Annotated in this window: 18 protein-coding genes; 3 read left to right on the top strand and 15 right to left on the bottom strand. The window is 62.3% G+C overall.

The window, feature by feature from the left end; translation table 11 throughout:
* Nucleotides 1–158: 158 nt before the first annotated feature.
* From FKL89_RS09420 to FKL89_RS09400, 5 genes are all read right to left on the bottom strand, one after another.
* Nucleotides 159–809 carry a MarC family protein gene (locus FKL89_RS09420; RefSeq protein ID WP_156862513.1) on the bottom strand — a complete coding sequence of 217 codons (651 nt, stop codon included), beginning with the start codon at nt 807–809 and terminating at the stop codon, nt 159–161.
* Nucleotides 810–1,020: 211 nt separating this feature from the next.
* Nucleotides 1,021–3,054, bottom strand: coding sequence for an excinuclease ABC subunit UvrB (gene uvrB, locus FKL89_RS09415; RefSeq protein WP_156862512.1), 2,034 nt, complete (start codon nt 3,052–3,054; stop codon nt 1,021–1,023).
* Between the two features lie 74 nt (nt 3,055–3,128).
* Nucleotides 3,129–3,392: a Txe/YoeB family addiction module toxin gene (locus FKL89_RS09410; RefSeq protein ID WP_156862511.1), complete on the bottom strand. Its 264-nt coding sequence runs from the start codon at nt 3,390–3,392 to the stop codon at nt 3,129–3,131.
* Entirely contained in the window at nt 3,389–3,634 is a 246-nt protein-coding gene (locus tag FKL89_RS09405) for a type II toxin-antitoxin system Phd/YefM family antitoxin (protein ID WP_156862510.1), read from the bottom strand. Before FKL89_RS09405 ends, FKL89_RS09410 begins: the two co-directional genes overlap by 4 nt.
* Nucleotides 3,635–4,746: 1,112 nt before the next feature.
* Nucleotides 4,747–6,015: a solute carrier family 23 protein gene (locus tag FKL89_RS09400; protein WP_156862509.1), complete on the bottom strand. Its 1,269-nt coding sequence runs from the start codon at nt 6,013–6,015 to the stop codon at nt 4,747–4,749.
* 295 nt (nt 6,016–6,310) lie between these two features.
* Between FKL89_RS09400 and folE the strand changes: the two genes are divergently transcribed.
* Both folE and FKL89_RS09390 read left to right on the top strand, forming a co-directional pair.
* The gene (folE, locus tag FKL89_RS09395; protein WP_238363594.1) at nt 6,311–6,988 is read left to right on the top strand and encodes a GTP cyclohydrolase I; all 678 of its coding nucleotides are present in this window, start codon (nt 6,311–6,313) and stop codon (nt 6,986–6,988) included.
* A gap of 2 nt (nt 6,989–6,990) precedes the next feature.
* On the top strand, nt 6,991–7,407 hold the full coding sequence (locus FKL89_RS09390; RefSeq protein WP_156862507.1) for a BLUF domain-containing protein: 417 nt from the start codon (nt 6,991–6,993) through the stop codon (nt 7,405–7,407).
* A 27-nt stretch (nt 7,408–7,434) separates the two neighbouring features.
* On the opposite strand, the gene FKL89_RS09385 is transcribed toward FKL89_RS09390, so the two are convergent.
* The 3 genes from FKL89_RS09385 to tldD form a co-directional block, all read right to left on the bottom strand.
* Nucleotides 7,435–8,139, bottom strand: a complete 705-nt coding sequence (locus FKL89_RS09385) for a hypothetical protein (RefSeq protein ID WP_156862506.1) — start codon at nt 8,137–8,139, stop codon at nt 7,435–7,437.
* A gap of 119 nt (nt 8,140–8,258) precedes the next feature.
* A complete protein-coding gene (locus FKL89_RS09380; protein WP_156862505.1) occupies nt 8,259–9,404 on the bottom strand; it encodes a hypothetical protein in 1,146 nt (381 codons plus the stop codon).
* Nucleotides 9,405–9,448: 44 nt separating this feature from the next.
* Entirely contained in the window at nt 9,449–10,885 is a 1,437-nt protein-coding gene (tldD, locus tag FKL89_RS09375) for a metalloprotease TldD (protein WP_156862504.1), read from the bottom strand.
* Nucleotides 10,886–11,187: 302 nt separating this feature from the next.
* Between tldD and FKL89_RS09370 the strand changes: the two genes are divergently transcribed.
* Nucleotides 11,188–14,043 carry a DUF7948 domain-containing protein gene (locus FKL89_RS09370; RefSeq protein ID WP_156862503.1) on the top strand — a complete coding sequence of 952 codons (2,856 nt, stop codon included), beginning with the start codon at nt 11,188–11,190 and terminating at the stop codon, nt 14,041–14,043.
* A gap of 101 nt (nt 14,044–14,144) precedes the next feature.
* On the opposite strand, the gene FKL89_RS09365 is transcribed toward FKL89_RS09370, so the two are convergent.
* From FKL89_RS09365 to FKL89_RS09335, 7 genes are all read right to left on the bottom strand, one after another.
* On the bottom strand, nt 14,145–15,059 hold the full coding sequence (locus tag FKL89_RS09365; protein ID WP_156862502.1) for a dienelactone hydrolase family protein: 915 nt from the start codon (nt 15,057–15,059) through the stop codon (nt 14,145–14,147).
* Nucleotides 15,060–15,363: 304 nt separating this feature from the next.
* Nucleotides 15,364–16,092, bottom strand: coding sequence for an ABC transporter ATP-binding protein (locus tag FKL89_RS09360; RefSeq protein WP_238363566.1), 729 nt, complete (start codon nt 16,090–16,092; stop codon nt 15,364–15,366).
* Between the two features lie 2 nt (nt 16,093–16,094).
* Nucleotides 16,095–17,846, bottom strand: coding sequence for a branched-chain amino acid ABC transporter ATP-binding protein/permease (locus FKL89_RS09355; protein WP_156862500.1), 1,752 nt, complete (start codon nt 17,844–17,846; stop codon nt 16,095–16,097).
* Between the two features lies 1 nt (nt 17,847).
* Nucleotides 17,848–18,876 carry a branched-chain amino acid ABC transporter permease gene (locus tag FKL89_RS09350; protein WP_156862499.1) on the bottom strand — a complete coding sequence of 343 codons (1,029 nt, stop codon included), beginning with the start codon at nt 18,874–18,876 and terminating at the stop codon, nt 17,848–17,850.
* Nucleotides 18,877–19,003: 127 nt separating this feature from the next.
* Complete coding sequence (locus FKL89_RS09345; protein ID WP_156862498.1) at nt 19,004–20,146, bottom strand: ABC transporter substrate-binding protein; 1,143 nt, start codon at nt 20,144–20,146, stop codon at nt 19,004–19,006.
* A 314-nt stretch (nt 20,147–20,460) separates the two neighbouring features.
* Nucleotides 20,461–20,886: a large conductance mechanosensitive channel protein MscL gene (mscL, locus tag FKL89_RS09340; RefSeq protein WP_156862497.1), complete on the bottom strand. Its 426-nt coding sequence runs from the start codon at nt 20,884–20,886 to the stop codon at nt 20,461–20,463.
* Nucleotides 20,887–20,922: 36 nt separating this feature from the next.
* Nucleotides 20,923–21,261, bottom strand: a complete 339-nt coding sequence (locus tag FKL89_RS09335; RefSeq protein ID WP_156862496.1) for a P-II family nitrogen regulator — start codon at nt 21,259–21,261, stop codon at nt 20,923–20,925.
* Between the last annotated feature and the right edge of the window lie 116 nt (nt 21,262–21,377).

The following is a 21,377-nucleotide window of genomic DNA, read 5'->3' as shown; positions in this document are numbered from 1 at the left end:
GATGCGTCGGTTTGCTGCACGACAAGGGCGGTTTATCGATCAGCTTTTTGCTGTAAGGCTTATCCAAACAGGGCTGGCCGCCAAGTTCATTGCAGAGTCGGTTTTTGCCAAAACCTGCCGTCAAGCCCTTGTCCCGTGCTGCTTTCAGCAAAAAGCTGCTACTGCTTCAACCCCGGAAACAGCCCGGTCAGCCCGGATGCCAGAATCTCGATCGCCAGCGCCGCAGTGATCAAACCGCCGACGCGGGTGGCGACGTTCATGCCTGTGATGCCGAGCACCACGGACACGCGCTGCGCCGCCCTGAGCGTGAGCCAGGTGATCAGCGCGACGACCGCGATCACCAGCAGCAGCATGCCAAGGTGAGCCACCTGCCCCAGCGTCTTCACGCCGGGATGCGACTGGCCAAACACGATCACCATTGAAATGGCGCCCGGCCCTGCCAGCAGCGGCGTCGCGATCGGCACCACCGCCACCGCATGCTTGCTGTGCGCCTCGGCCTCCTCCTCCGGCGTCTGCCGCTGCCGGCCCGGCGCCGCGTTGAAGCTATCGACCGCTGACAGCAGCAGCAACAGTGCGCCCGCCACTTTGAAGGCCGAGAGCGAAATACCGAAGAAATCCAGCACCGGCCCGCCGCCGAGCAAACCCACCGACAGCACACAGAACACTGCAATCGCCGCAATGCGCGCAATGCGCATGCGATCCTGCGCGGTGGCAGTCGGCGTGAGTGCAAGGAACATCGGCACCGCAATGAACGGGTCCACAATGGCCAGCAGGCCGAGGAAGGATTTCAGGTAGGCGGCGAGTTCCATGCAACGATTATCGTCGGGTTATGGCAGATGGCCGCAGGTGCTCGCGAACGGTCAGCCGGCGTCGTTGTGAGTCAAGCCAGCGCGCCAGCCGCGTTGTAGGAGCGGCTCTGCCGCGACCATCGTTTGCCCAGCAACCATCTTTGGCGTGCCACCACAGTCGCGGCAGAGCCGCTCCCACAGGGCGTCACGCACGACTGAGTCGCCTTCGCTCTCAGCCCGCTCCTGCGTGCCCCACCCCAAACATCTCTTCCTTCAGCTTGGTGAGCTGGTCGCGTAGTTCGGCGGCCTTTTCGAATTCGAGGTTCTTGGCGGCGTCGAACATGGCCTTTTCGAGCTGCTTGAGCGTCTTCTCGCGGCCCTTTTCGTCGAGCGCAGCGAACTCCTTCTTGACCTTGGCATCCTTGGCGGTGCGCTTCTCTTCTTCGGCGTCATAAACGCCGTCGATAAGATCCTTGATCGCTTTTTCCACGCCCTTGGGCACGATGCCGTGCGCCTGGTTGAACGCCATCTGCTTGTTGCGACGGCGCTCTGTCTCACCGATCGCCTTTTTCATCGAATCGGTGATGCTGTCGGCGTACAGGATCGCGGTGCCATTGATGTGCCGTGCCGCACGGCCGATGGTCTGGATCAAGCTGCGTTCGGCACGCAGGAAGCCTTCCTTGTCGGCATCGAGAATCGCGACCAGTGACACCTCAGGAATGTCCAGCCCTTCGCGCAGCAGGTTGATGCCCACCAGCACGTCGAACTCACCCAGCCGCAGGTCACGGATGATCTCCACCCGCTCCACGGTGTCGATATCGCTGTGCAGATAGCGCGCCTTGAGGCCATTTTCGTTCAGGTAATCGGTCAGATCTTCGGCCATGCGCTTGGTGAGCGTGGTCACCAGCACGCGCTCGCCCTTGTCGGCGCGGGCGTGCGCCTCGGCGAGCAGATCGTCCACCTGCGTGGCCACCGGACGCACGTGCAGCACCGGGTCCACCAGCCCGGTTGGGCGCACCAGTTGCTCGGCCACCTGATCGGCGTGCTCCTGCTCGTACTTCTGCGGCGTGGCCGAGACGAAGATCGTCTGCGGCATCAGCTTCTCGAATTCCTCGAACTTGAGTGGCCGGTTGTCCAGCGCGCTCGGCAGCCGGAAGCCGTAGTTGACGAGGTTTTCCTTGCGCGAACGGTCGCCGTGATACATGCCGCCCACCTGGCTCACCGTCACATGCGATTCGTCGATGAACATCAGCGAATTGCGCGGCAAGTAATCAATCAGCGTCGGCGGCGGCTCGCCCGCCTGTCGCCCGCTCATGTGCCGCGAGTAGTTCTCAATGCCCTTGCAGAAGCCAATCTCGGCCAGCATTTCGAGATCGAACCGGGTGCGCTGCTCGATACGCTGCGCCTCAATCAGCTTCATCTGGTCGATGAAAAACTGCTTCTGCTGGCGCAGCTCCTCCTTGATCTTGTCCACCGCCTTGAGCACGTTCGAGCGCGGCGCCACGTAGTGCGAGCCGGGGAACACCGTGAAGCGGCCAATCTTCTGCTTGATATGCCCAGTGAGCGGGTCAAACAGTTGCAACTGCTCGATCTCGTCGTCGAAGAAAGTAACGCGCACCGCCGTCTCGGCGTGCTCGGCCGGGAAGATGTCGAGCACCTCGCCACGCAGGCGGAAGCGGCCACGGGCGAAGTCCATGTCGTTGCGGTCGTACTGCATCTCGGTCAGGCGCCGGATCGCGGCGCGCTGGTCCATCTTGTCACCCTCGCGCAGGTGCAGGATCATTGAGTGATAGTCCACCGGGTCGCCGATGCCGTAGATGCAGGAGACCGACGCCACGATGATGCAGTCCGGCCGCTCCATGATGCTCTTGGTGGCCGAGAGCCGCATCTGCTCGATGTGCTCGTTGATCTGGCTGTCTTTCTCGATGAACAGATCGCGCGACGGCACGTACGCCTCGGGCTGGTAGTAGTCGTAGTAACTGACGAAATACTCGACCGCGTTGTCGGGAAAGAACTCGCGAAACTCGCTGTAGAGCTGCGCCGCCAGCGTCTTGTTCGGCGCCATCACAATCGCCGGGCGCCCGGTGCGCGCAATCACGTTCGCCATCGTGAAGGTCTTGCCGGAGCCGGTCACACCAAGCAGCGTCTGGTACTGCAAGCCCGAGTCGATGCCGTCCACCAGCGTAGCAATCGCCGTGGGCTGGTCGCCTGCGGGTGGATACGGCTGCTCTAGCGAGTAAGGGGAGTTCGGGAAGGTGACGCGCATCGCGGGATTATCACCTGCTGCGCGAAACACTGTCAATGCGTACAGTTTTTGTGCTAAATCACGCTGCGGCGAGGCTAATCGTAGTGAGTCCACATTCTCAGGACCTTCACGATCTTCTCCGCTTCAAGTACCTGATAGACCAACCGATGCTGGATATTGATGCGCCGCGAGTATGCGCCGCTCAGGTCGCCGACAAGTTTTTCATAGGGTGGCGGGTTCTGAAACGGATTGACCGCAAGTACATCCAGCAACTCCTGCGCGTTCCGCTTGAGCCCGCTTGAGGCAAGCTTCTTCGCGTCTTTTTGGGCGTACTTGGTGAAGACGAGTTGCCAGCTCACCAATCGAGCTTCTTGGCAAGCTTGCCGACCGGCTGCGCCATACCATCCTTGATGGACTCACGCATGCCCGGCACCGAGAGCAAATACAGCGTCTCCTGAATCGCGTTCCAATCGTCTTCCGACACCAGCACCGCGTTCGCGCGCTTACCGGTGATCGCGATGGGTTCATGCGAATCTGCCGCCTCGTCGATCAGACGGTAAAGGTTGGCTCGGGCTTCGCTGGCGGTTAGAACGGTGGTCATTTGCAAAGCGTACGCTTTTGCGTACGCACAGTCAAGTAGCCTTGAGGAGCGAAGCGCGTCAAGGCATTTGTCAATCGAACCGTGTCGAAGAGAGCTTTCGGTAGACCTAACGGGAACCCGGACGCGCTTCGCTTCTGCGGGCTACGTTACTAGCCGCCAAACATCAGGCGGTATGTGCGTTTCTTGTTGTCCCTACAGACGCCATAGCCAGTCGCTGAACCGGACCGAACAACGTATTCGCAATCAATGACCGTGCCACGGTTGCCTGTCGCTATGGCGGAACCGCGTTGCAAATCGTTACTGAGATTGACGGTGTAGACGCTGCTAAACGTCGTCCCCCATCCGGTGATTCCTGATGCCACAGTGGTGTATTCCCCCCGGAACGATTCTCCATCCGGCAATGACCCCGTCAAAGGACCTGTACCGCTGCCCGTCCACTTGAATTCAGCATTTGCTACGCCGCCGGAGCCGCCCAAGTCATATATACGCGCATTAATCGTCATGGAGCAGCCATGCAGACCAGCCAAAACAGCCAGACAGAGTGGAACAAGTTTGACCGACCTCTTCATAAGTCCCCCAAAAAGAGTGTGAATTTAGCAGAGTTCGGGCTGAAGACTAATACAGAGGACGGCGCTACTCCTGCTCTGCATTCCCACCCAGACGCGGTATTTCACACCCGAGAGCAGAATCGTCGCCGTACTTTGACCGAAAGACGTCTCGATCAGAGAACGTCAAACAGCGTCCTCGAAATCGTGCTCGGGCGTCAGAGACTTCGACCAAACATCTTGACTCCCAATCGTAAAGCTCGACGACAGTGCCTGTTATTTTCCCTAGCTCTGCAGCAGACACAGCTATCTCGGCCACGTAGTCAAATCCTGTAGACAACCGCACGTGCACTGTGTCCCCGACACGAATCCTGTGACGCCCAACTCCGATTTCATGGTTCTCCACAGCCACTCCTTTAGTACCGTAGCCCGGATGCTCGCATCCGGGTTCCTTTCCTTCTGCCATTCAACCGCCACGACGAAGGCACTGACTGGGTGGCGAGATAGGCCAGTTCGTATCAGTTGGCCCGGATGCGAGCATACGGGCTACGGGTTTACGGTTGCGCGCTACCGCTTCCGCAAAATCGCGTAGAGCAGAATCGCCCCAAACGTAGCCGTCCCAATTCCACCCAGAGTGAATCCGCCAAACTTCAGCGTATAGTCGCCGGTGCCAAGCACCAGCGTGACCGCGGCGACGATGAGGTTGGTGTTGTTGCTGAAGTCCACCTTGTTGTCGACCCAGATCTTGGCGCCAGCGACGGCGATGAGGCCGAACACGACGATGGAGACACCGCCCATCACCGCGAGTGGTATGGCCTGGATCAACGCACCGAATTTCGGCGAGAAGCCGAGCAGGATGGCGATGAGGCCAGCGACGACGAAGATCAGCGTCGAGTAGATTTTGGTGGCGGCCATGACGCCGATGTTCTCGGCATAGGTCGTTACCCCCGTTCCGCCGGCAGCGCCGGAGACCATCGTTGCCACGCCGTCGCCGATGAAGGCACGGCCCATGTACTGGTCGAGGTTCTTGCCTGTCATCGCCGACACCGCCTTGACGTGTCCGAGGTTCTCGGCGATCAGAATGATGGCCACCGGCACGATCAGCAGCATCGCGTTGGCGTCAAACGTGGGGGACACGAAGTTCGGTGCACCGAACCACGCGGCGTTGGCCACGCCGGAGAGGTCGATCGCTTTGCCGAGCCCCATGCCGTTGGTGAGGATGGCGTACACGATGCTCGCGAGAATGAGCCCGACGAGGATCAGCAGCCGCTGCATCAACCCCTTCGTGTACACCGCCACCAGGCCCACACAGACAAACGTCACCGCCTGCATCCACGCATCGAACGGCGTCGGCGCCATGTTCTTGATCGGGATGCCGGCGAGGTTGAGGCCGATCACCGCAACCACGGCACCGGTAACGACCGGCGGCATGAACTTTTCGATCCAGCCGACGCCGATCATCTGTACGATGAGGCCGATCACCGCAATCGCGGCGCCGCAAGCGATGATGCCACCCAGCGCAACCGCGAGATTCGAGTTCGGTCCCTTGCCCGCATACGCGGTCGCCGCGATCACCACCCCGATGAACGCGAAGCTGGAGCCCAGGTAGCTCGGCACTTTACCGCCGACGATCAGAAAGAAAATCAGTGTTCCAACGCCGCTCATCAGAATGGCGACGTTCGGATCAAAGCCCATCAGGATCGGCGCCAGCACCGTGGCGCCGAACATGGCGATGACGTGCTGAATGCCCATCGCGACCGTCGCCCCATACGGCAGCCGCTCGTCGGGTGCGACGATGCCGCCCGAGTTGTTCTCTTTCCAGCTGAAAAGTCCCATCGTATTTCCTCTCGTGATGACGTATTGGAAGTTGTTGTCCGGCCCGTTGTGCAGGCCAGCGTCGTTTGTAGCGACAGAACGGCGGGGGCGCAATAGGCGTGCCAAATTTCCCTGTCGCCGGGCGCCCCGCGTGGGCGTTGCGACAAAGGTCCTTGGCGAAGTCAATACACGCAACCGGGTTAATCAGCCATGCGAAAATGTTCTTCCGGCCACCCTGGATGTTGCAACGATGACCGCTGAATCCTCGACCAAACACGCCGACGCGCGCGCCGCCGCCGAGCGCGACTTGGCGTCCATGCCAGCCTCCGAGCGGGTGCGAACCCGCATCAAGGCCGCCGGACAGCGTTTTCACGCCAACGACAACATCAGTGAATTCATTCGCGACGGCGAAGCTGCCGAGTTGCAGGCCGAGGTGGAAACAAAGATGCGCGAGGTGTTGAGGAGCCTCGTCATCGATACCGAGAGCGACCACAACACACAGGACACCGCCAAGCGCGTCGCGAAGATGTTCCTGAATGAAGTGTTTCGTGGCCGTTACACCGCGCAGCCCTCGGTCACCGAATTCCCCAACGTAGAGCACCTGAACGAGCTGATGATCGTCGGCCCGATCACCATCCGCTCGGCCTGCTCGCATCACCTGTGCCCGATCATGGGACGCGTGTGGATCGGCGTGATGCCCAACCAGCATTCCAACCTGATCGGCCTGTCAAAGTACGCGCGCCTCGCGGATTGGGTGATGAGCCGCCCGCAGATTCAGGAGGAAGCGGTGAGCCAGCTCGCCAACCTGCTGCAGGAAAAGATTCAGCCGGATGGCCTCGCCGTGGTGATGGAGGCCGATCACTTCTGCATGCAGTGGCGCGGCGTCAAGGATGTTGACTCGAAGATGATCAACAGCGTGATGCGCGGCTCGTTCCTGAAAGACGCCAACCTGCGTCGCGAATTTCTCGCTTTGATTGATAGCCGAAAGTCCTGATCATGCTCGTCCGTCTCGTCTATGCCAGCCGCGCCAAAGCGACGCTGACGCCCGCCCAGTTCGAAGATATCCTCGCCGTCTCCCGCCGCAACAACCCGGCCAATGGCATTACCGGGGTGCTCTGCACCAACACATTCATCTTTCTGCAAATGCTGGAGGGCGGTCGCAAGGAAGTCAGCGAAACCTACAACCGGATCGCCAGAGACCCGCGTCATCATGACGTTCAGTTGTTGCACTTCGAGGAAATCATGGCGCGCAAGTTTGCCGACTGGTCCATGGGCAAGGTGAGCTTTGACCGCCTCAATATGGCGGTGCTGCTGAAGCACTCGGCGAAGGCGGTGCTTGATCCCTATGCGGTGTCGGGCGCCGTATCGGTGGCCCTGATCGAAGAGTTGATGCAGACGGCGGCGGTGTCCTGAGCCGCCGCAGCACGGATCGCGTCGCGACTACGACGCTTTCTTGCCTTCGCCCTTCATTGCTTCCAGTCGGGCGACGTCAACCTTGCCAAGCAGGGCCTTGACGTCGTTCATTTCCACGCCTTCGGCATTCACCTCAACCATGAAACGGTTGCCGACGACCATCTGCACCTCGCCGCGCTTGCTGTCCTTGCTCCACTTTTCGTGAATCTTGCGGCCACCGACGGTGGAAGTTTTCTCGTAGCCGTCGCCGGACTCCTTGTCCACCTCGACGTTGAGCCAGACGTTGGCCAGCGCGAACGGGCCGGCGAGTGAGCCCGGATCGGTAATCTCGAAGCGCACGCGCTTGTTGCCGTCGGCGGTGCGGAACGACTGCTTCGCCTCAGACACTGAAATGCCGAAAGCATTGTTCTTCTCGCCCGAGCCTTCGCCCTTTTCAAAGCCTGGCAGCTCCTGCGGCAGCGCCTCCTTGAGCTTGCGGAAGTCCACCGGCTCATACGAACCGCCGCCGGCGGCGCCCGCCAGCCCACCCAACGCCTTCATCGCCTCGCCGACAGCCGCGCCCACATCGCCCTTGGCGGCGGCAGCCTCGGCGCGTTTGCCTGCTGCCTCCATCTCCTTGGCGGCCTGATCGAGCTTTTTCAGCGCCTCCTCACGCGCCACCTGCTCGGGGCTGGGGCCGCAGGCGGTGACAGACAGTGCAACGAGGACGACAGCGAGCAATGGGCGGGACATGGATCAACTCCGGATTAATGCAATGAGCTGGACAAGTAGACGAATTTGCGGCCGCAATCATGCCATCAACGCGCGACCGCCGTCGTGTATCGCCACACAACGCCGACGCCGGTAGCGTTTTACTCCCTGCATATGTCCTCGAGTTGCTGCCACAGCGTGGGCTCTTCCGCCTGTTCCGATGCGGGGGCCGACGGGCGAAGCGCGTCTGGTGTGAATGTCGCCAGCATTTGATCCGCCATCTGCCGCGCCCACTGCCGGCCCGCTTCGTCGACGGCGGGAAGAACGCGCTCCACTGCGGCATGTGCCTGGCCATATGCCGCGGTCGATCCGGGACGCTCGGCCTCGCGGCGAAGCATCACCCCCTCGCGTACGTAGGCATACATGAGCGCACGAGTCGGATCTGCCGGCAGCGCACGCAGGCCCAGCGCCTGAAGTACGTTCGGACCGTGGTGGCCGTACTCCCATGTCAGCGACGTGATCGCGTTGAGATCGCCGCGTTGCGCAAGCGCCTCGGTCAGCGAACCCGAATAGCGAAGGTAGGCGATGACCGCATCGACAGAGGTATTGGGTTCACCAAAGTCAACCGGCGGCCATTGCGAAAATAGCAGCATCGCCGGCTCATAGCCCAGCAACGCCGATTGCAGCAGATACCGCCACGCGGCGTCCGGCGGCATCGCCGGCGCCCCCGCACACTCGCGGGCAAGGGCGGATGCACTGGTGCGAGAGTGCTCCAGTGCGCGCAACATTTCGGGCGATGGAATACTGCCGCGCTCGTGATGCAAGGCCACGCCGGCAGACAGCTGGGTAATGCTGTCGCGAACGACGCCAGGCAGGAAGTTGCATTTGGTTGCCTGAGCACTCAGGATGCAGGCTGCTCGGGCGTTGCCCGCATCCGCCAGCGTCTGCAGCCGCGCCAATGCAGCACCGTCCATTGCACCGCGGATGTGAGGCAATGCAGCGCGGTCATCAGCACTTCGCTCGCGATAAGCGTCGACGCTCGACATATGCATAGCAGCAACGCCCGCTGCCTCACTGGCGCCACCAAGGCGGGCGGGCGCGCCAGCGCGGCGTGCATCGTCACCCGAAACGGCCACCTTCCGGGTAGCAGCCAATGTTGCGGCCTTTGTTGCAACCTGATCAATGCGCTGGGTCGCGAGCTGCCAGCGCAATACAAGCAGTGCGACAACGAGAATCAGCAACCCAGCCAGTACCACTGCGACACGCTTCGTGCGGCGAAAGCGCGGGGTTTGGTTGGCGTCGCTCATTTCCCGGTACTGTACCGTTCGCGACGAAATTGGCGGTGGGGCGGCTACGCCGTGCCGCCCACCGTCAGGCCTTCAATACGCAGCGTCGGCTGCCCGATCCCGACCGGCACGCTCTGGCCTTCCTTGCCACAGACGCCGATGCCTTCGTCGAGCGCCATGTCGTTGCCGATCATGGTAACGCGGGTGAGGGCATCGGGGCCGTTGCCGATCAGCGTGGCGCCCTTGATCGGGTACATCAGCTTGCCGTTTTCGATCTTCCAGGCTTCGTCCATGGTGAAGACGAACTTGCCGCTGGTGATGTCCACCTGCCCGCCGCCGAAGTTGACGGCGTAGATGCCGTTTTCGACGCTGGCGATGATTTCCTGCGGATCATGCTGGCCGCCCAGCATGTAGGTGTTGGTCATGCGCGGCATTGGCAGGTGCGCGTAGCTCTCGCGGCGGCCATTGCCGGTGGGCGCGACGCCCATCAGGCGGGCATTCATGGTGTCCTGCATGTACCCCTTGAGGATGCCGTCCTCGATCAGCACCGTGGCGTGCGTCGGCGTGCCTTCGTCGTCCACGGTGAGCGAGCCGCGACGGTCCTTGAGGGTGCCGTCGTCCAGTACCGTCACGCCGGGCGCGGCGACACGTTCGCCGATGCGACCAGTGAACGCCGAGGAGCCCTTGCGGTTGAAGTCGCCTTCGAGACCGTGACCAATCGCTTCGTGCAGCAGCACGCCGGGCCAGCCGGGCCCGCAGACGACCGGCATCACACCCGCTGGGGCGGGACGGGCATCAAGGTTCAGGATCGCCATGTCCACCGCTTCGTGAGCGCGCTTGGTGATGAATTCGCTATCGAAGTGCTCGAAGCCGTAACGACCGCCTCCACCAGAACGGCCCTGCTCACGCTTTCCATTGCTTTCGACTATGGCGGACACGTTGAGGCGGCACAACGGCCGCACATCGGCAGCGATCACACCATCCGTACGCATCACCAGCATCACCACATGCTCGCAGGCCAGGTTCACCATCACCTGCGTTACGCGCGGGTCACGGGCGCGGGCGATGCGCTCGGCTTCGCGCAGCAGGGCGATCTTGGCGTCGTCGCTGATTGAGGCCAGCGGATCGGCAGCCGTGTAGAGCGCCGGATGCACCGTCTTGCCATTCACTGCGACCGAAGCGCTCTGCCCGGCGCGGCCGATCGCCGCAACCGTATTGGCGGCTTCGGTGATGGACGCCAGACCGATGTCGCCAGAGTAGGCGAACGCCGTCTGCTCGCCGGTGATCGCGCGCACGCCCACCCCGGATTCAATCGAAAAACTGCCGCTTTTGACGATGCCCTCTTCCAGCGACCAGGACTCGGACTTGTGATGCTCAAAGTAAAGATCGGCGAACTCCACGCCGCGTTTGCTCAAGCCGCCAAGCGTGGCGGAGAGCTGGTCGAGCGAGAGGTTGGCGGGGGCGAGCAGCAGCGATTGCGCGGTAGCGAGAGAGGCAGACATCAAACAGTCGTCGGAGGAAAAACGCGGTGAGGGTAGCACAGGCGTTGCCGGCCCATTCGCTGTCGGCAGCCGACCACTACAACGATTAACTTTCGTCAAGAATGCACAGTGGCTGTGGGCTTTAGCGCACTTTTGATGGCGGGTCGACTTTCACCGCTTTAGCGCCTCAAGCCCTTATGCAATGGTCATTCCCGCATAAAGCTGACAGGGTGCAATTGGTGCATTTCGCTATGCCGGGGCGTGTCTATCGAATACGGTGCGAACAACAAACAGGCGCAGCAGCCGCTTCTGAGGGGAAATCAATGCAGCACAGCAGCGCCACCGCGGGCGGGCGTCCATTTGGCCAGTCGTTTTTTCGCGGCCCACAGTATCACCCCAGCCTGCGCCGCCAGATGCGCTCCGCCAGCCTCGCCGGACTCACATTGGCGACGTCTCTGATGCTGCTCAGCCACCCGGCGCAGGCCGTGCTGGCTCCCGATCAAGCGGGCATGCTGTCCAAAGCATCCCTTTCGGCGGTGCCTTTCGTAGCCAACGCCGGCCAGTGGGACGCGCGCGCCGCGTTTGCCGCTCCGACCTTTGCCGGTACGCTGTTTGTGACCACCGACGGTCAGCTCGTCTACAGCTTGCCCCCGGCCCGCAAAACTGCCACCGGCGGCTGGGCTCTCAGCGAATCCTTCGTCTCGGCCACTGGCAAACGGATCATCACGGCGCCGGTCGGCGATCAACCCGGCGCTACCCGCACCAGCGACTTCACCCACACGCATGCGAAGGCGTCCGCGCACAGCACCTCTGGCTATCAGCGCGTCAACCTCGGCGACATCTACCCCGGCGTCAACGTGCAACTGCGCGCGACGCGCAACAACGCGGGTGCGAACGTCGAAAAAATCTTCACCGTCGCGGCGCAGCACGACCCGAAGCAAATCCGCATCAAACTCGATGGCGCACAAAAGCTCGAAATCAACGACAAAGGCGAACTCATCGCCCACACCGGCAACGGCCCGGTCGCCTTCACCGCGCCAATTGCGTTTCAGGAAACAGCGTCGGGCGAGCGCACACCGGTGCCCGTCGCCTACGCGCTTGATGCTTCGCAGCAGCGCTACGGCTTCACGCTGGGTGAATATGACGCCAGCCGCCCACTCGTGATCGATCCGCTCCTCGCTTCGACCTATCTCGGCGGCACCGGCTACGATCAAGTCAATGCCATCGCGGTGCATCCGCATTCGGGCCAGGTGTATGTCGCCGGGATTACCAATTCGCCAGGCTTCCCGCAGACGGCGAGCGGCGCGCAGACGAGCGCTACAGGCACGTCCTGCGTCGTCAGTCGCTACAGCGCTGACCTGCAACAGTTGTTGCAGTCCACCTATCTCGGCAACGGTGACGTTCGCTGTAACGCCATCGCGTTTCATCCGGGCAGTGGTGCGGTGTATGTAGCGGGACAAGTCGCGGGCACGTCGACGTTCCCGGCAGGCAGCACGACCAACGCGCTTCAGCCCACTCACGCGGGCGCTGGCGACGCGAATGCTCAAGACGGCTTTGTCGCGCAGCTGAGTGCAGATTTGCGCACGTTGACGAAAGCAACGTTTTTTGGCGGTGCCGGGCTGGGCGAGGAAATTAACGCCATCGCTGTGCATCCTCACACGGGTTTCGTTCATGTCGTCGGTTCAACCAGTTCCGCTGTGCTGCCGGGCACGCTAGTGGGATCGCAAACTTCGTTTGGCGGCCTTTTTGACGCCTTCGCTGCACGCCTGCCTGCCGATCTGTCTGGGCCGGCCACAACGACTACGCGCTACACCTTTATCGGGGGCACCAACACCGAAATCGGCAATGCATTGGCGATCGATCCGCGCTCGGGGGATATCTTTGTCGCGGGATTGACCGGCGGCGGACTGCCCGCCGCCATGCTCGCGGGCGCCGCGCAGGCAGTGATCGGCGGCTCTCAGGACGCTTTCGTCGCGCGACTCAAACAGGACCTTTCGGCCCTGATGCGTGCGACCTATCTGGGCGGTTCCGGCGGCGACAGCGCGCATAGCGTTGCCGTGCACCCCGTCAGCGGAGAGGTTATCGTCGCCGGAAGCACGTTCTCGAGCGATCTGCCGCAACGCGCGGGCGGTGCACAGTCGACCTTTGGCGGTGGTTTAAACGATGGTTTTGTCAGCCGCTTGAGCCCCGATCTCACGGCCATTCTGCAATCCACGTATCTCGGTGACACGGGAAACGACTGTTCTTCCTCGTGCCGGGTCGGCATTCATCCACAGACTGGAGAAATCTTCGTGCTGGGCGATACCGACGGTGGCCTGCCTGCCGCGCTGGTCGCCGACGGCTATCAGAGCACCTACGGCGGCGGGAGCTACGACGCCTTCATCGTGCGTCTGAACGCCGCGCTGACCGCGCGCCGCGCAGGCACCTATCTGGGCGGGACGGGGTATGACTCCCCGATCGCGTTCGCCGTGGCGCCCGATGGCGGCAGCGTGTATCTGGCGGGATTTAATAATTTCGGAGGTTTCCCGACCGTTAACGCGCAGCAAGGGACCTTTGGCGGCGGCGGTGACGGTTTCGTGAGCCGCCTTTCCACCGATCTGACAGCCGTGAACCGTATTCCGAATCCGTTCAATTTCATTCATCAAAGCAACGTGCCACCGAACAGTGTGCGCACGTCCAACGAAGTTCGACTGACGATCACGCCCACGCCGCCGAACAATCAGCAAACGGCCTACGTGACCGGCGCGGTCGGCAGCGAGTTTTGCATCGCTACACAGCCCGGCGTATGCGTGACGCCCAACGTGGGCTGCGCATCACCGTGTTTTTCCACCGGCTGGTTCTCCGGATCGTGGGATTTTCTGTCGGGCGACTACATCGCCGTACGCCACACCAGTGCCAACCCCGGCGGCACCGCCGAAACGACACTCATCATCAGCGGCACCGCCTACCCATTCCGCAGCTCCACGGGCAACGCCAACATCGCCTGCAATCTCGATATGAGTGGCGACAACACGCTCTCGGCCCCACTGGAAGGGCTGATCCTCGTGCGCGCGATGCTGGGCTTTGGCGCAGACGCCATCATCGCGGGCACCGGCATACCGGCGTGGAACCCGGTGCGTAAACGGCTCAACCAATTCTGCGGGACGAACTTCCCTTACTCGCCGTCGGCGTTTCAGTAGCTTCGCTGCGTTGTGGTTTGACCGAGCGTGCGCTGCGCCACCCGGTCAGCGCGCACGGCGATAGCGGCGGCGCCATCGATCACCGGTGGGCGCCGCCTGGGTCAGGCCAGATGCTTCTTGAAGTGCTCGATGGTGCGATCCCACGACAATTTGGCGGCGGCCTCGTTGTAGCGCGGCGTCGAGTTGTTGTGGAAGCCGTGCTGTGTGTCGGGATAGATGTGCGCCTCGTAACGGGTGCCGGCTGCCTTTAGCGCCGCTTCGTACGCCGGCCACATGCCGTTGATGCCGTCGTCCTTGGCGGCAAAGTGGATCAGCATGGCGGCCTTGATCTTGCCTACGTCGGCCGTCGCCGCTGCGGCGCCGTAGTACGGCGCTGATGCCTGCAGGTCGCTGCCCATCGCGGTGGCGAGGAAGTTGCTGGTGCCGCCGCCCCAGCAGAAGCCGGTGACGCCGAGCTTGCCGGTGGAGAGCTTGTGCGCCTTGAGCCATTTGGCGCCGTTGAGCATGTCGGTGCGCAGCTTGGCCTGATCGAGCTTGGCCTGCAGCGTGCGGCCATCGTCGTCATTGCCGGGATAGCCGCCGAGCGGTGCCAGCCCATCCGGCGCCAGCGCCAGGTAGCCGGCGGCGGCGGCGCGGCGCGCGACGTCCTCGATGTAGGGGTTCAGGCCACGATTTTCGTGGATGATGAGCACCGCGGGGAACGGGCCGTTGCCGGTGGGCTGCACGAGGTAGCCGCGCATGTCCTTGCCGTCGCCGTTGCCGCCGGGTGACGGGTAGGTCACGTAGCTTGCCTTGATACGCGGATCGGTGAACGAGATGGTCTGCGCCTTGGCGTATTGCGGCAGCAGCGAGGTCGCCATCGCCAGCGCGGGGATGCCCAGCGCAGCGAGCGCCGAGGCGCGTTTGAGGTATTCGCGACGGTCAATCTTGCCGTGGCAATACTCGTCGTAGAGATCGTAGACGCGCTGGTCAATCTCGATCTGGGTCACCGGCTGGGACTGTTGCTGCTGGCTCATGGCGCTACTCCGCTTGATTGAAGCGTTCACTGTAGCGCGTCAACCGCTACTGCGGTAGCGGGGAAACAATCGCCGTGGCTAACGACTTTTATCGCTAACCCGCATTGGCTATGGGCTCAGGCGGCGGAATGAGGCCTAGTCGAGTAACGTGCGATTCACCGTCCGAGCCCCTGTCCGATAAGGCTTTCATCGAAAAGCTGATGAGTGGCACTCAAGCTGGCGACACGGTTAGGGCTCAACCAGCAGTGTGGGCTAGCCGCGTAGGGTGGGCAACTCGTTGCCCACGTGCCTGCCAAGGGGAGCCCTACCGCTTGCCCAGATAAGTAGCGATCACCCGCTCGTCATGCAGCAGGTCTTCCGCCTTGCCTTCGAGGCTCAGGTCGCCGGTTTCGAGCACGTAGCCATAGTCGGCCGTCTGCAGCGCGGCGCGGGCGTTTTGCTCGACCAGCAGCACCGAGAGCCCGGTCTCGCGCAGCCGCGAGATGGTGGCGAGGATGTCGCGGGTGATCAGCGGCGCCAGCCCGAGACTTGGCTCGTCGAGCAGCAGCAGCTTCGGCTTGCCCATCAGCGCGCGGCCAACCGCGAGCATCTGCCGCTCGCCGCCGGACATGGTGCCCGCCAGTTGCGGCAGGCGCTCCTTGAGCCGCGGGAACAGCGCAAACACCTCTTCCATGGTGTTCGCCAGCGCGGCTCGCGATTCACCCGCCCGGCGCCGTGAAAAGCCGCCCAGCTCAAGGTTTTCCTGCACGGTCATGTCGGCGAACAGCTCGCGCTTTTCCGGCACCAGCGAGATGCCGCGGCGCACCAGCGCCTCGGTGTCACGGCCGTCGATGCGCTCGCCGGCGAATCGCACTTCGCCCTTCGCCGGCAACAGGCCCATGATGGCGCCCAGCAGTGTGGTCTTGCCGGCGCCGTTGGGGCCGATGACCGTCGCAATCTGGCCCTTCGGCACCTTGAGCGACACACCGCGCACGGCCTCCACCTGGCCATAGGCAACGTGGATGTCGGCAACTTCGAGTAGTGCTTCGCTCATCATCAGGCTCCGAGATAGGCTTCACGCACGGCAGGGTCGGCCTGCACGGCCTCCGGCAGGCCCTGCGCCAATTTCTGCCCGAAATTGAGTACCACCAGACGGTCGACCAGACCCATGACGAAGTCCATGTCATGCTCCACCAGCAACACGGTCATGCCCTCGCCTTTCAGCGTCTTGATCAGCGCGGCGAGCTGCTGCTTTTCGGCATAGCGCAGGCCCGCGGCCGGCTCGTCGAGCAGCAGCAGGATCGGGTCTGCCGCCAGTGCGCGGGCAATCTCCACCACGCGCTGTTTGCCCAGCGGCAGGCTGCCGGCGGCGTCGTGTGCGTGCTCGGCGAGGCCTACGCGCTGCAACTGGCGCACGGCTTCGGCGAAGGCGGCCTCTTCTTCCGCCTTGTTCAGGCGCAGTGCGGAGGGGATGACCCCCTTGCTGCCGCGCAGGTAGGCGCCCAGCGCCACGTTCTCGACCACCGTCATGGTCTGCACCAGCTTCACATGCTGGAAGGTGCGGCCCAAGCCCAGCTTCGCGATTGAGCTTGCGGTTTCGCCAATCAACTCGTGGCCCATGAATTTGATTGACCCGGAGGTAGCCTCGAGCGCGCCGGAAATCAGGTTGAAGCAGGTGCTCTTGCCGGCGCCGTTCGGGCCGATCAGCCCGACCACTTCACAGGCTTTGACGTCGAACGACACATCGTTGACGGCAACCAGCCCGCCGAAGGTCTTGCGTGCGGTGTCCACTTCTAGCACCGGGGTGCCGGCAGCCGGCATATTGCGATGCTGCAGGTGGTCCGCTGCCGCCGGCAAGGGCCGCTTCGGCGAAGGCACAAAGCGCTGCAGATACGGCAGCAGGCCTTCGCGGGCGTATTGCAGCAACAGCACCAGCAACACGCCGAACACGATGATCTCGAACTGACCCGCCTCACCCAGCAGCTTCGGCAGCAAGTCCTGCAGCCAGGTCTTGAGCAGCGTGACCAGCGTGGCACCAAGCACCGCGCCCCACACACTGACGGCACCGCCAACCACGGCCATGAACAGGTACTCGATGCCCTGATTGATGCCAAACGGCGTCGGGTTCACAAAGCGCTGCAGGTGGGCATACAGCCAGCCAGACAAACAGGCCAGCACGGCGGCGATGACAAACACGGCCGTCTTCATCCGCCCCGGGTGCACACCGAACGCCTCCACCATCGTGCTGCCCTGCTTCAGCGCACGAATCGCGCGGCCGGGCCGCGAATCCAGCAGATTGGCGGCGCACCAGAGCGCCCCCAGCACCACCAGCCATATGAAATAGTAGAAGTGGTCTTCCTTCTCCAGCGTGTAGCCGAAGATCGATACCGGGGGCACGCCGGTGAGACCGGTGAAGCCACCAAAGCTCTCAATGGTGCCCATCAGAAAGTAGAGCGAAATGCCCCACGCGATGGTGGCCAGGGGCAAGTAGTGCCCGCCCATCGACAGCGTGATAATGCCCAGCACGTAGCCAATCACCAGCGTGATGGCGATGGCAATGAACAGCGTGATCCATGGCGACATGCCGTATTGGGTCGTGAGCACCGCCGTGGTGTAGGCGCCGAGCCCGACGAAGGCGGCCTGCCCGAAGCTGATTTGCCCGGCGACGCCAGTGAGCAGCACCAGTCCGAGTGCTACCAGGCTGTACAGCCCGATGTAGTTGAGCAGCGTGACGTAGAAGGCCGGCGCCAGCAACGGCGCCGCAGCGATGACGGCCACGGCAGCGGCAACCAGAACACGAGGTTTCATCTCACTCCTCCTCGTGGTGATGGGTGGTCAGCGAGCGCCACAACAGGATCGGCAGGATCAGCGTGAAGACGATCACCTCCTTGTAGGCGCTGGCCCAGAACGATGAAAATGACTCGATGAGGCCGACAAAGATCGCGCCAGCAGCGGCGATTGGGTAACTCGCCAATCCGCCCACGATGGCGCCGACGAAGCCTTTCAGGCCGACCAGAAAGCCAGAGTCGTAGTAAACCGTGGTGATCGGGCCAATCAGCAGGCCGGACATGGCGCCGATTGCCGCCGCCAGCGTGATGCTCAGGCTGCCGGCGAAGTTGGGGCTGACGCCGACCAGGCGGGCGCCAGTGCGGTTCGCGGCCGTGGCGCGAAGCGCCTTGCCGAACAGCGTGTATTTGAAGAACAGCCCCATCGCCACCACCAGCACGGCGGTAAAAGCGTAGACCAGCAGGCTCTGGCCGGAGATGTTGATGCCACCGATGCTGAATGTCTCGTTGGTGAACGCTGAGGTGCGGGCGCCTTCTGCGCCAAAGAACAGCAGGCCGAGCCCGGTCAGCACGAAGTGAACCGCGACCGAAACGATCAGGAGCGTCAGCACCGGCGCCGTCGCCACCGGCTGGAACGCCAGCCGATACACGGCTGGCCCCATCGCGGTGACTGCCAGCACCGTTGCCAGCACCTGCAGCAGAAAACCCGCCTGCATGGCATGCACGCCCCACACCAGCGCTGCAGCGACCATGCTGGGCAGCGCCGAGCCAGCCATCGCGCGCAGCATGCGCCGCACATCGCTGCGGTAGGTCAACACCTCCGCCACGGCGGCCGTCACGCCCAGCGCCAGCAGCAGCCAGACGGTGCCGGGCAGCTTGTTCTGCTCGAACGCCGCCAGTGTCAGCACCGTGAAGGCGACGAACTCACCCTGCGGCACAAAGATCACCCGCGTCACCGCGAATACCAGCACCAGTGCGAGCGCCAGCAGGCAGTAAATGGCGCCATTGGTCAGGCCATCCTGGGCAAGCAGCGCAGCAATTGAAAAGTCCATCGGTCAGCTTTCGGCAGTCGGCAACGGGGACGGATATTCTGACAAGGCCCGCGACGGTCGGCGAACCTCAAAAAAAGGGCGAACCGGTATCCCGGATCGCCCCATCCTCAGTGACGCTAGACCGACGTTACTTCGTCGCCAGCGCCCACTTGCCGTCCTTGATCATGAACATCGTGCGGCCACGGTTATCGAGGCCGTTGTGTTCGGTCGCGGACATGTTGAACACGCCGTGCACGCCGACCACTTCCTTGGTGTTCTCCAGCGCATTGCGCAGTGCGGCGCGGAACTCCTTGGTGCCAGGCTTGGCGCCAGACTTGAGCGCGACCGGAACCGCCTTGTCGAGCACGAGGTACGAGTCCCAGGCGTGGCCGCCGAAGGTCGTGCGCGGACCGAACTTGGCTTCGTACTGCGTGATGTAGTCCTTGGCGACTTTCTTGATCGGGTTGCTGTCCGGCAGTTGCTCATAAGCGAGCATCGGGCCGGCAGGCAGGAAGGCGCCGTTGCCGTCCTTGCCGACGACGCGCAGGAAGTCCGAGTTGCCGACGCCGTGCGTCTGATACAGACGGCCCTTGTAGCCGCGCGCGACCAGCTCTTTATGCGGCGTGGCAGCCGGCGTGCCGGAGCCGACGATCAGAATGGCATCAGGCTTGGCCGAGATCAGTTTGAGCGTCTGGCCAGTGGTGCTGGCATCAGTACGGTTAAAGCGCTCGATCGGATCAAGCTTGATACCGGCCGTTTCTGCCGAACGCTTCATTTCAACCAGCCAGCCCTCGCCGTAGGCGTCGTTGTAGCCAATGAAGCCCATCGTCTTGATGCCGGCCGCTTTGGCGTGAACCGCGATAGCGTCGGCCATCAGCGAGTCATGCTGCGAAACCTTGAACACCCACCTGGTCTTCGGATTGGCGATGTCGACGATGCGCGCCGAGCCGCCAAGCGAAATGTTCGGGGTTTCACCCTCAGCAACGACGTCGATCATCGCCATGGCGTTCGGCGTGGTGGTCGAACCAACGATCACGTCCACCTTGTCTTCGGTGATCAGCTTCTTGGTGTTGGTCACCGCTTTGGTAGTGTCCGATGCATCGTCGAGCACGACGTAGGTGACGTCGAGTCCGCCGATCTTCTTCGGCATCAGGTCAACCGTGTTTTTCTCAGGGATGCCCAGCGAGGCCGCCGGACCGGTCAGCGACAGCGTCAGGCCGACCTTGAGTTGTGCGTGTGCTGCCGATGCAGCGAGCGCGGCCGCTACCGCAGCGCAAAGTACCTTGACCATTCGAACCTCCTTATGAATCTCCGGGTCAATCCAGCGATTTAGTTATCAAGTATAAGCAATTTTGAGGATTTGCAACCATCGAAAACTGCAGAAAAATGCATATGACGCACTGTTACCCTCAACCCACGTCTCACGCATTTTGAACGCGTGTTTACGGGTAGCCAAGGGCGTAAACCCGTCTGCAGCAAGGCAGCCACAGACCCAAGCCCCAAGTTTAGCGGCCTGCAAAAGAAAAACCGACCAAGTGGTCGGTTTTTCTTTTTGGACGACAGTCAGACTGTCGCACGGGTGCGGCATCGCCGCGCCCGAAGCCCCTATTTCTTGAGGCTGTCGCGGATCTCGCGCAGCAGCAGCACGTCTTCGGGTGTCGGCGCCGGCGCGGCCGGGGCAGCTGGTTCTTCCTTCTTCATCTTGTTCATGGCCTTGACCATCAGGAAGATGATCCAGGCCAGGATAATGAAGTTGATCAGCACGGTAATGAAGTTGCCGTACGCAAAGGTGGCGATGCCAGCTTTCTTGAGATCAGCCAGCGCGGTCAGCTTGTTCGGGTTGTCGCCGAGCACGATCAGCATGCTGGAGAAATCGAGGCCGCCGAAGATTTTGCCGACGATCGGCATGATCAGATCACCTACAGCCGAATCGACGATCTTGCCAAAGGCGCCGCCAATGATGACGCCCACGGCCAGATCCATCACATTGCCTTTCAGGGCAAAGGTTTTGAACTCTTCCATCATCGACATGCCAGTTTCTCCTCAGTGTGATTGGCTCGTTGCCCGCTAGATAGCGGAATCCCCGGTTTCTCCCGTGCGGATGCGGACCACCTGCTCCACTGCCGACACGAAAATCTTGCCATCGCCGATCTTGCCGGTGCGCGCAGCCTTGATGATGGCCTCGACCACCCGCTCCACGTCCTGGTCACCCACGATCAGCTCAACCTTGGTCTTGGGCAGAAAGTCCACCACGTATTCCGCACCGCGGTACAGCTCGGTGTGGCCGCGTTGACGCCCGAAGCCCTTGACCTCAGTAACCGTCAGGCCGGTAATGCCTGCCTCGGCCAGGCCCTCACGCACCTCGTCGAGCTTGAACGGTTTGATGATTGCTTCAATCTTTTTCATGCACGCTCCTCTATCGTGACCCGCCAGTTGCGACACGAAATCGCCGCAACACACTGCCCGCAGTATGCCAGACGGGTGCCGGGCGACAGAAGCGCCGAAGAGTATGCGTCAAGCAG

Origin of the sequence: Casimicrobium huifangae, assembly GCF_009746125.1 — a bacterium.
Taxonomy (GTDB): Bacteria; Pseudomonadota; Gammaproteobacteria; order Burkholderiales; family Casimicrobiaceae; genus Casimicrobium; species Casimicrobium huifangae.
The sequence above is the reverse complement of the archived record's forward strand: the minus strand, read 5'-3'. Positions and strand labels throughout refer to the sequence as shown.

Coding starts and splice junctions, on each gene's coding strand:
- FKL89_RS09385 (WP_156862506.1), bottom strand. CDS start 8,139: ATGTCCCGCCCATTGCTCGCTGTCGTCCTCGTTGCACTGTCTGTCACC.
- FKL89_RS09370 (WP_156862503.1), top strand. CDS start 11,188: ATGCAGCACAGCAGCGCCACCGCGGGCGGGCGTCCATTTGGCCAGTCG.
- uvrB (WP_156862512.1), bottom strand. CDS start 3,054: ATGCGCGTCACCTTCCCGAACTCCCCTTACTCGCTAGAGCAGCCGTAT.
- tldD (WP_156862504.1), bottom strand. CDS start 10,885: ATGTCTGCCTCTCTCGCTACCGCGCAATCGCTGCTGCTCGCCCCCGCC.
- FKL89_RS09335 (WP_156862496.1), bottom strand. CDS start 21,261: ATGAAAAAGATTGAAGCAATCATCAAACCGTTCAAGCTCGACGAGGTG.
- FKL89_RS09355 (WP_156862500.1), bottom strand. CDS start 17,846: ATGAAACCTCGTGTTCTGGTTGCCGCTGCCGTGGCCGTCATCGCTGCG.
- mscL (WP_156862497.1), bottom strand. CDS start 20,886: ATGTCGATGATGGAAGAGTTCAAAACCTTTGCCCTGAAAGGCAATGTG.
- FKL89_RS09405 (WP_156862510.1), bottom strand. CDS start 3,634: ATGACCACCGTTCTAACCGCCAGCGAAGCCCGAGCCAACCTTTACCGT.
- FKL89_RS09400 (WP_156862509.1), bottom strand. CDS start 6,015: ATGGGACTTTTCAGCTGGAAAGAGAACAACTCGGGCGGCATCGTCGCA.
- folE (WP_238363594.1), top strand. CDS start 6,311: ATGCCAGCCTCCGAGCGGGTGCGAACCCGCATCAAGGCCGCCGGACAG.
- FKL89_RS09365 (WP_156862502.1), bottom strand. CDS start 15,059: ATGAGCCAGCAGCAACAGTCCCAGCCGGTGACCCAGATCGAGATTGAC.
- FKL89_RS09390 (WP_156862507.1), top strand. CDS start 6,991: ATGCTCGTCCGTCTCGTCTATGCCAGCCGCGCCAAAGCGACGCTGACG.
- FKL89_RS09420 (WP_156862513.1), bottom strand. CDS start 809: ATGGAACTCGCCGCCTACCTGAAATCCTTCCTCGGCCTGCTGGCCATT.
- FKL89_RS09350 (WP_156862499.1), bottom strand. CDS start 18,876: ATGGACTTTTCAATTGCTGCGCTGCTTGCCCAGGATGGCCTGACCAAT.
- FKL89_RS09360 (WP_238363566.1), bottom strand. CDS start 16,092: ATGAGCGAAGCACTACTCGAAGTTGCCGACATCCACGTTGCCTATGGC.
- FKL89_RS09380 (WP_156862505.1), bottom strand. CDS start 9,404: ATGAGCGACGCCAACCAAACCCCGCGCTTTCGCCGCACGAAGCGTGTC.
- FKL89_RS09345 (WP_156862498.1), bottom strand. CDS start 20,146: ATGGTCAAGGTACTTTGCGCTGCGGTAGCGGCCGCGCTCGCTGCATCG.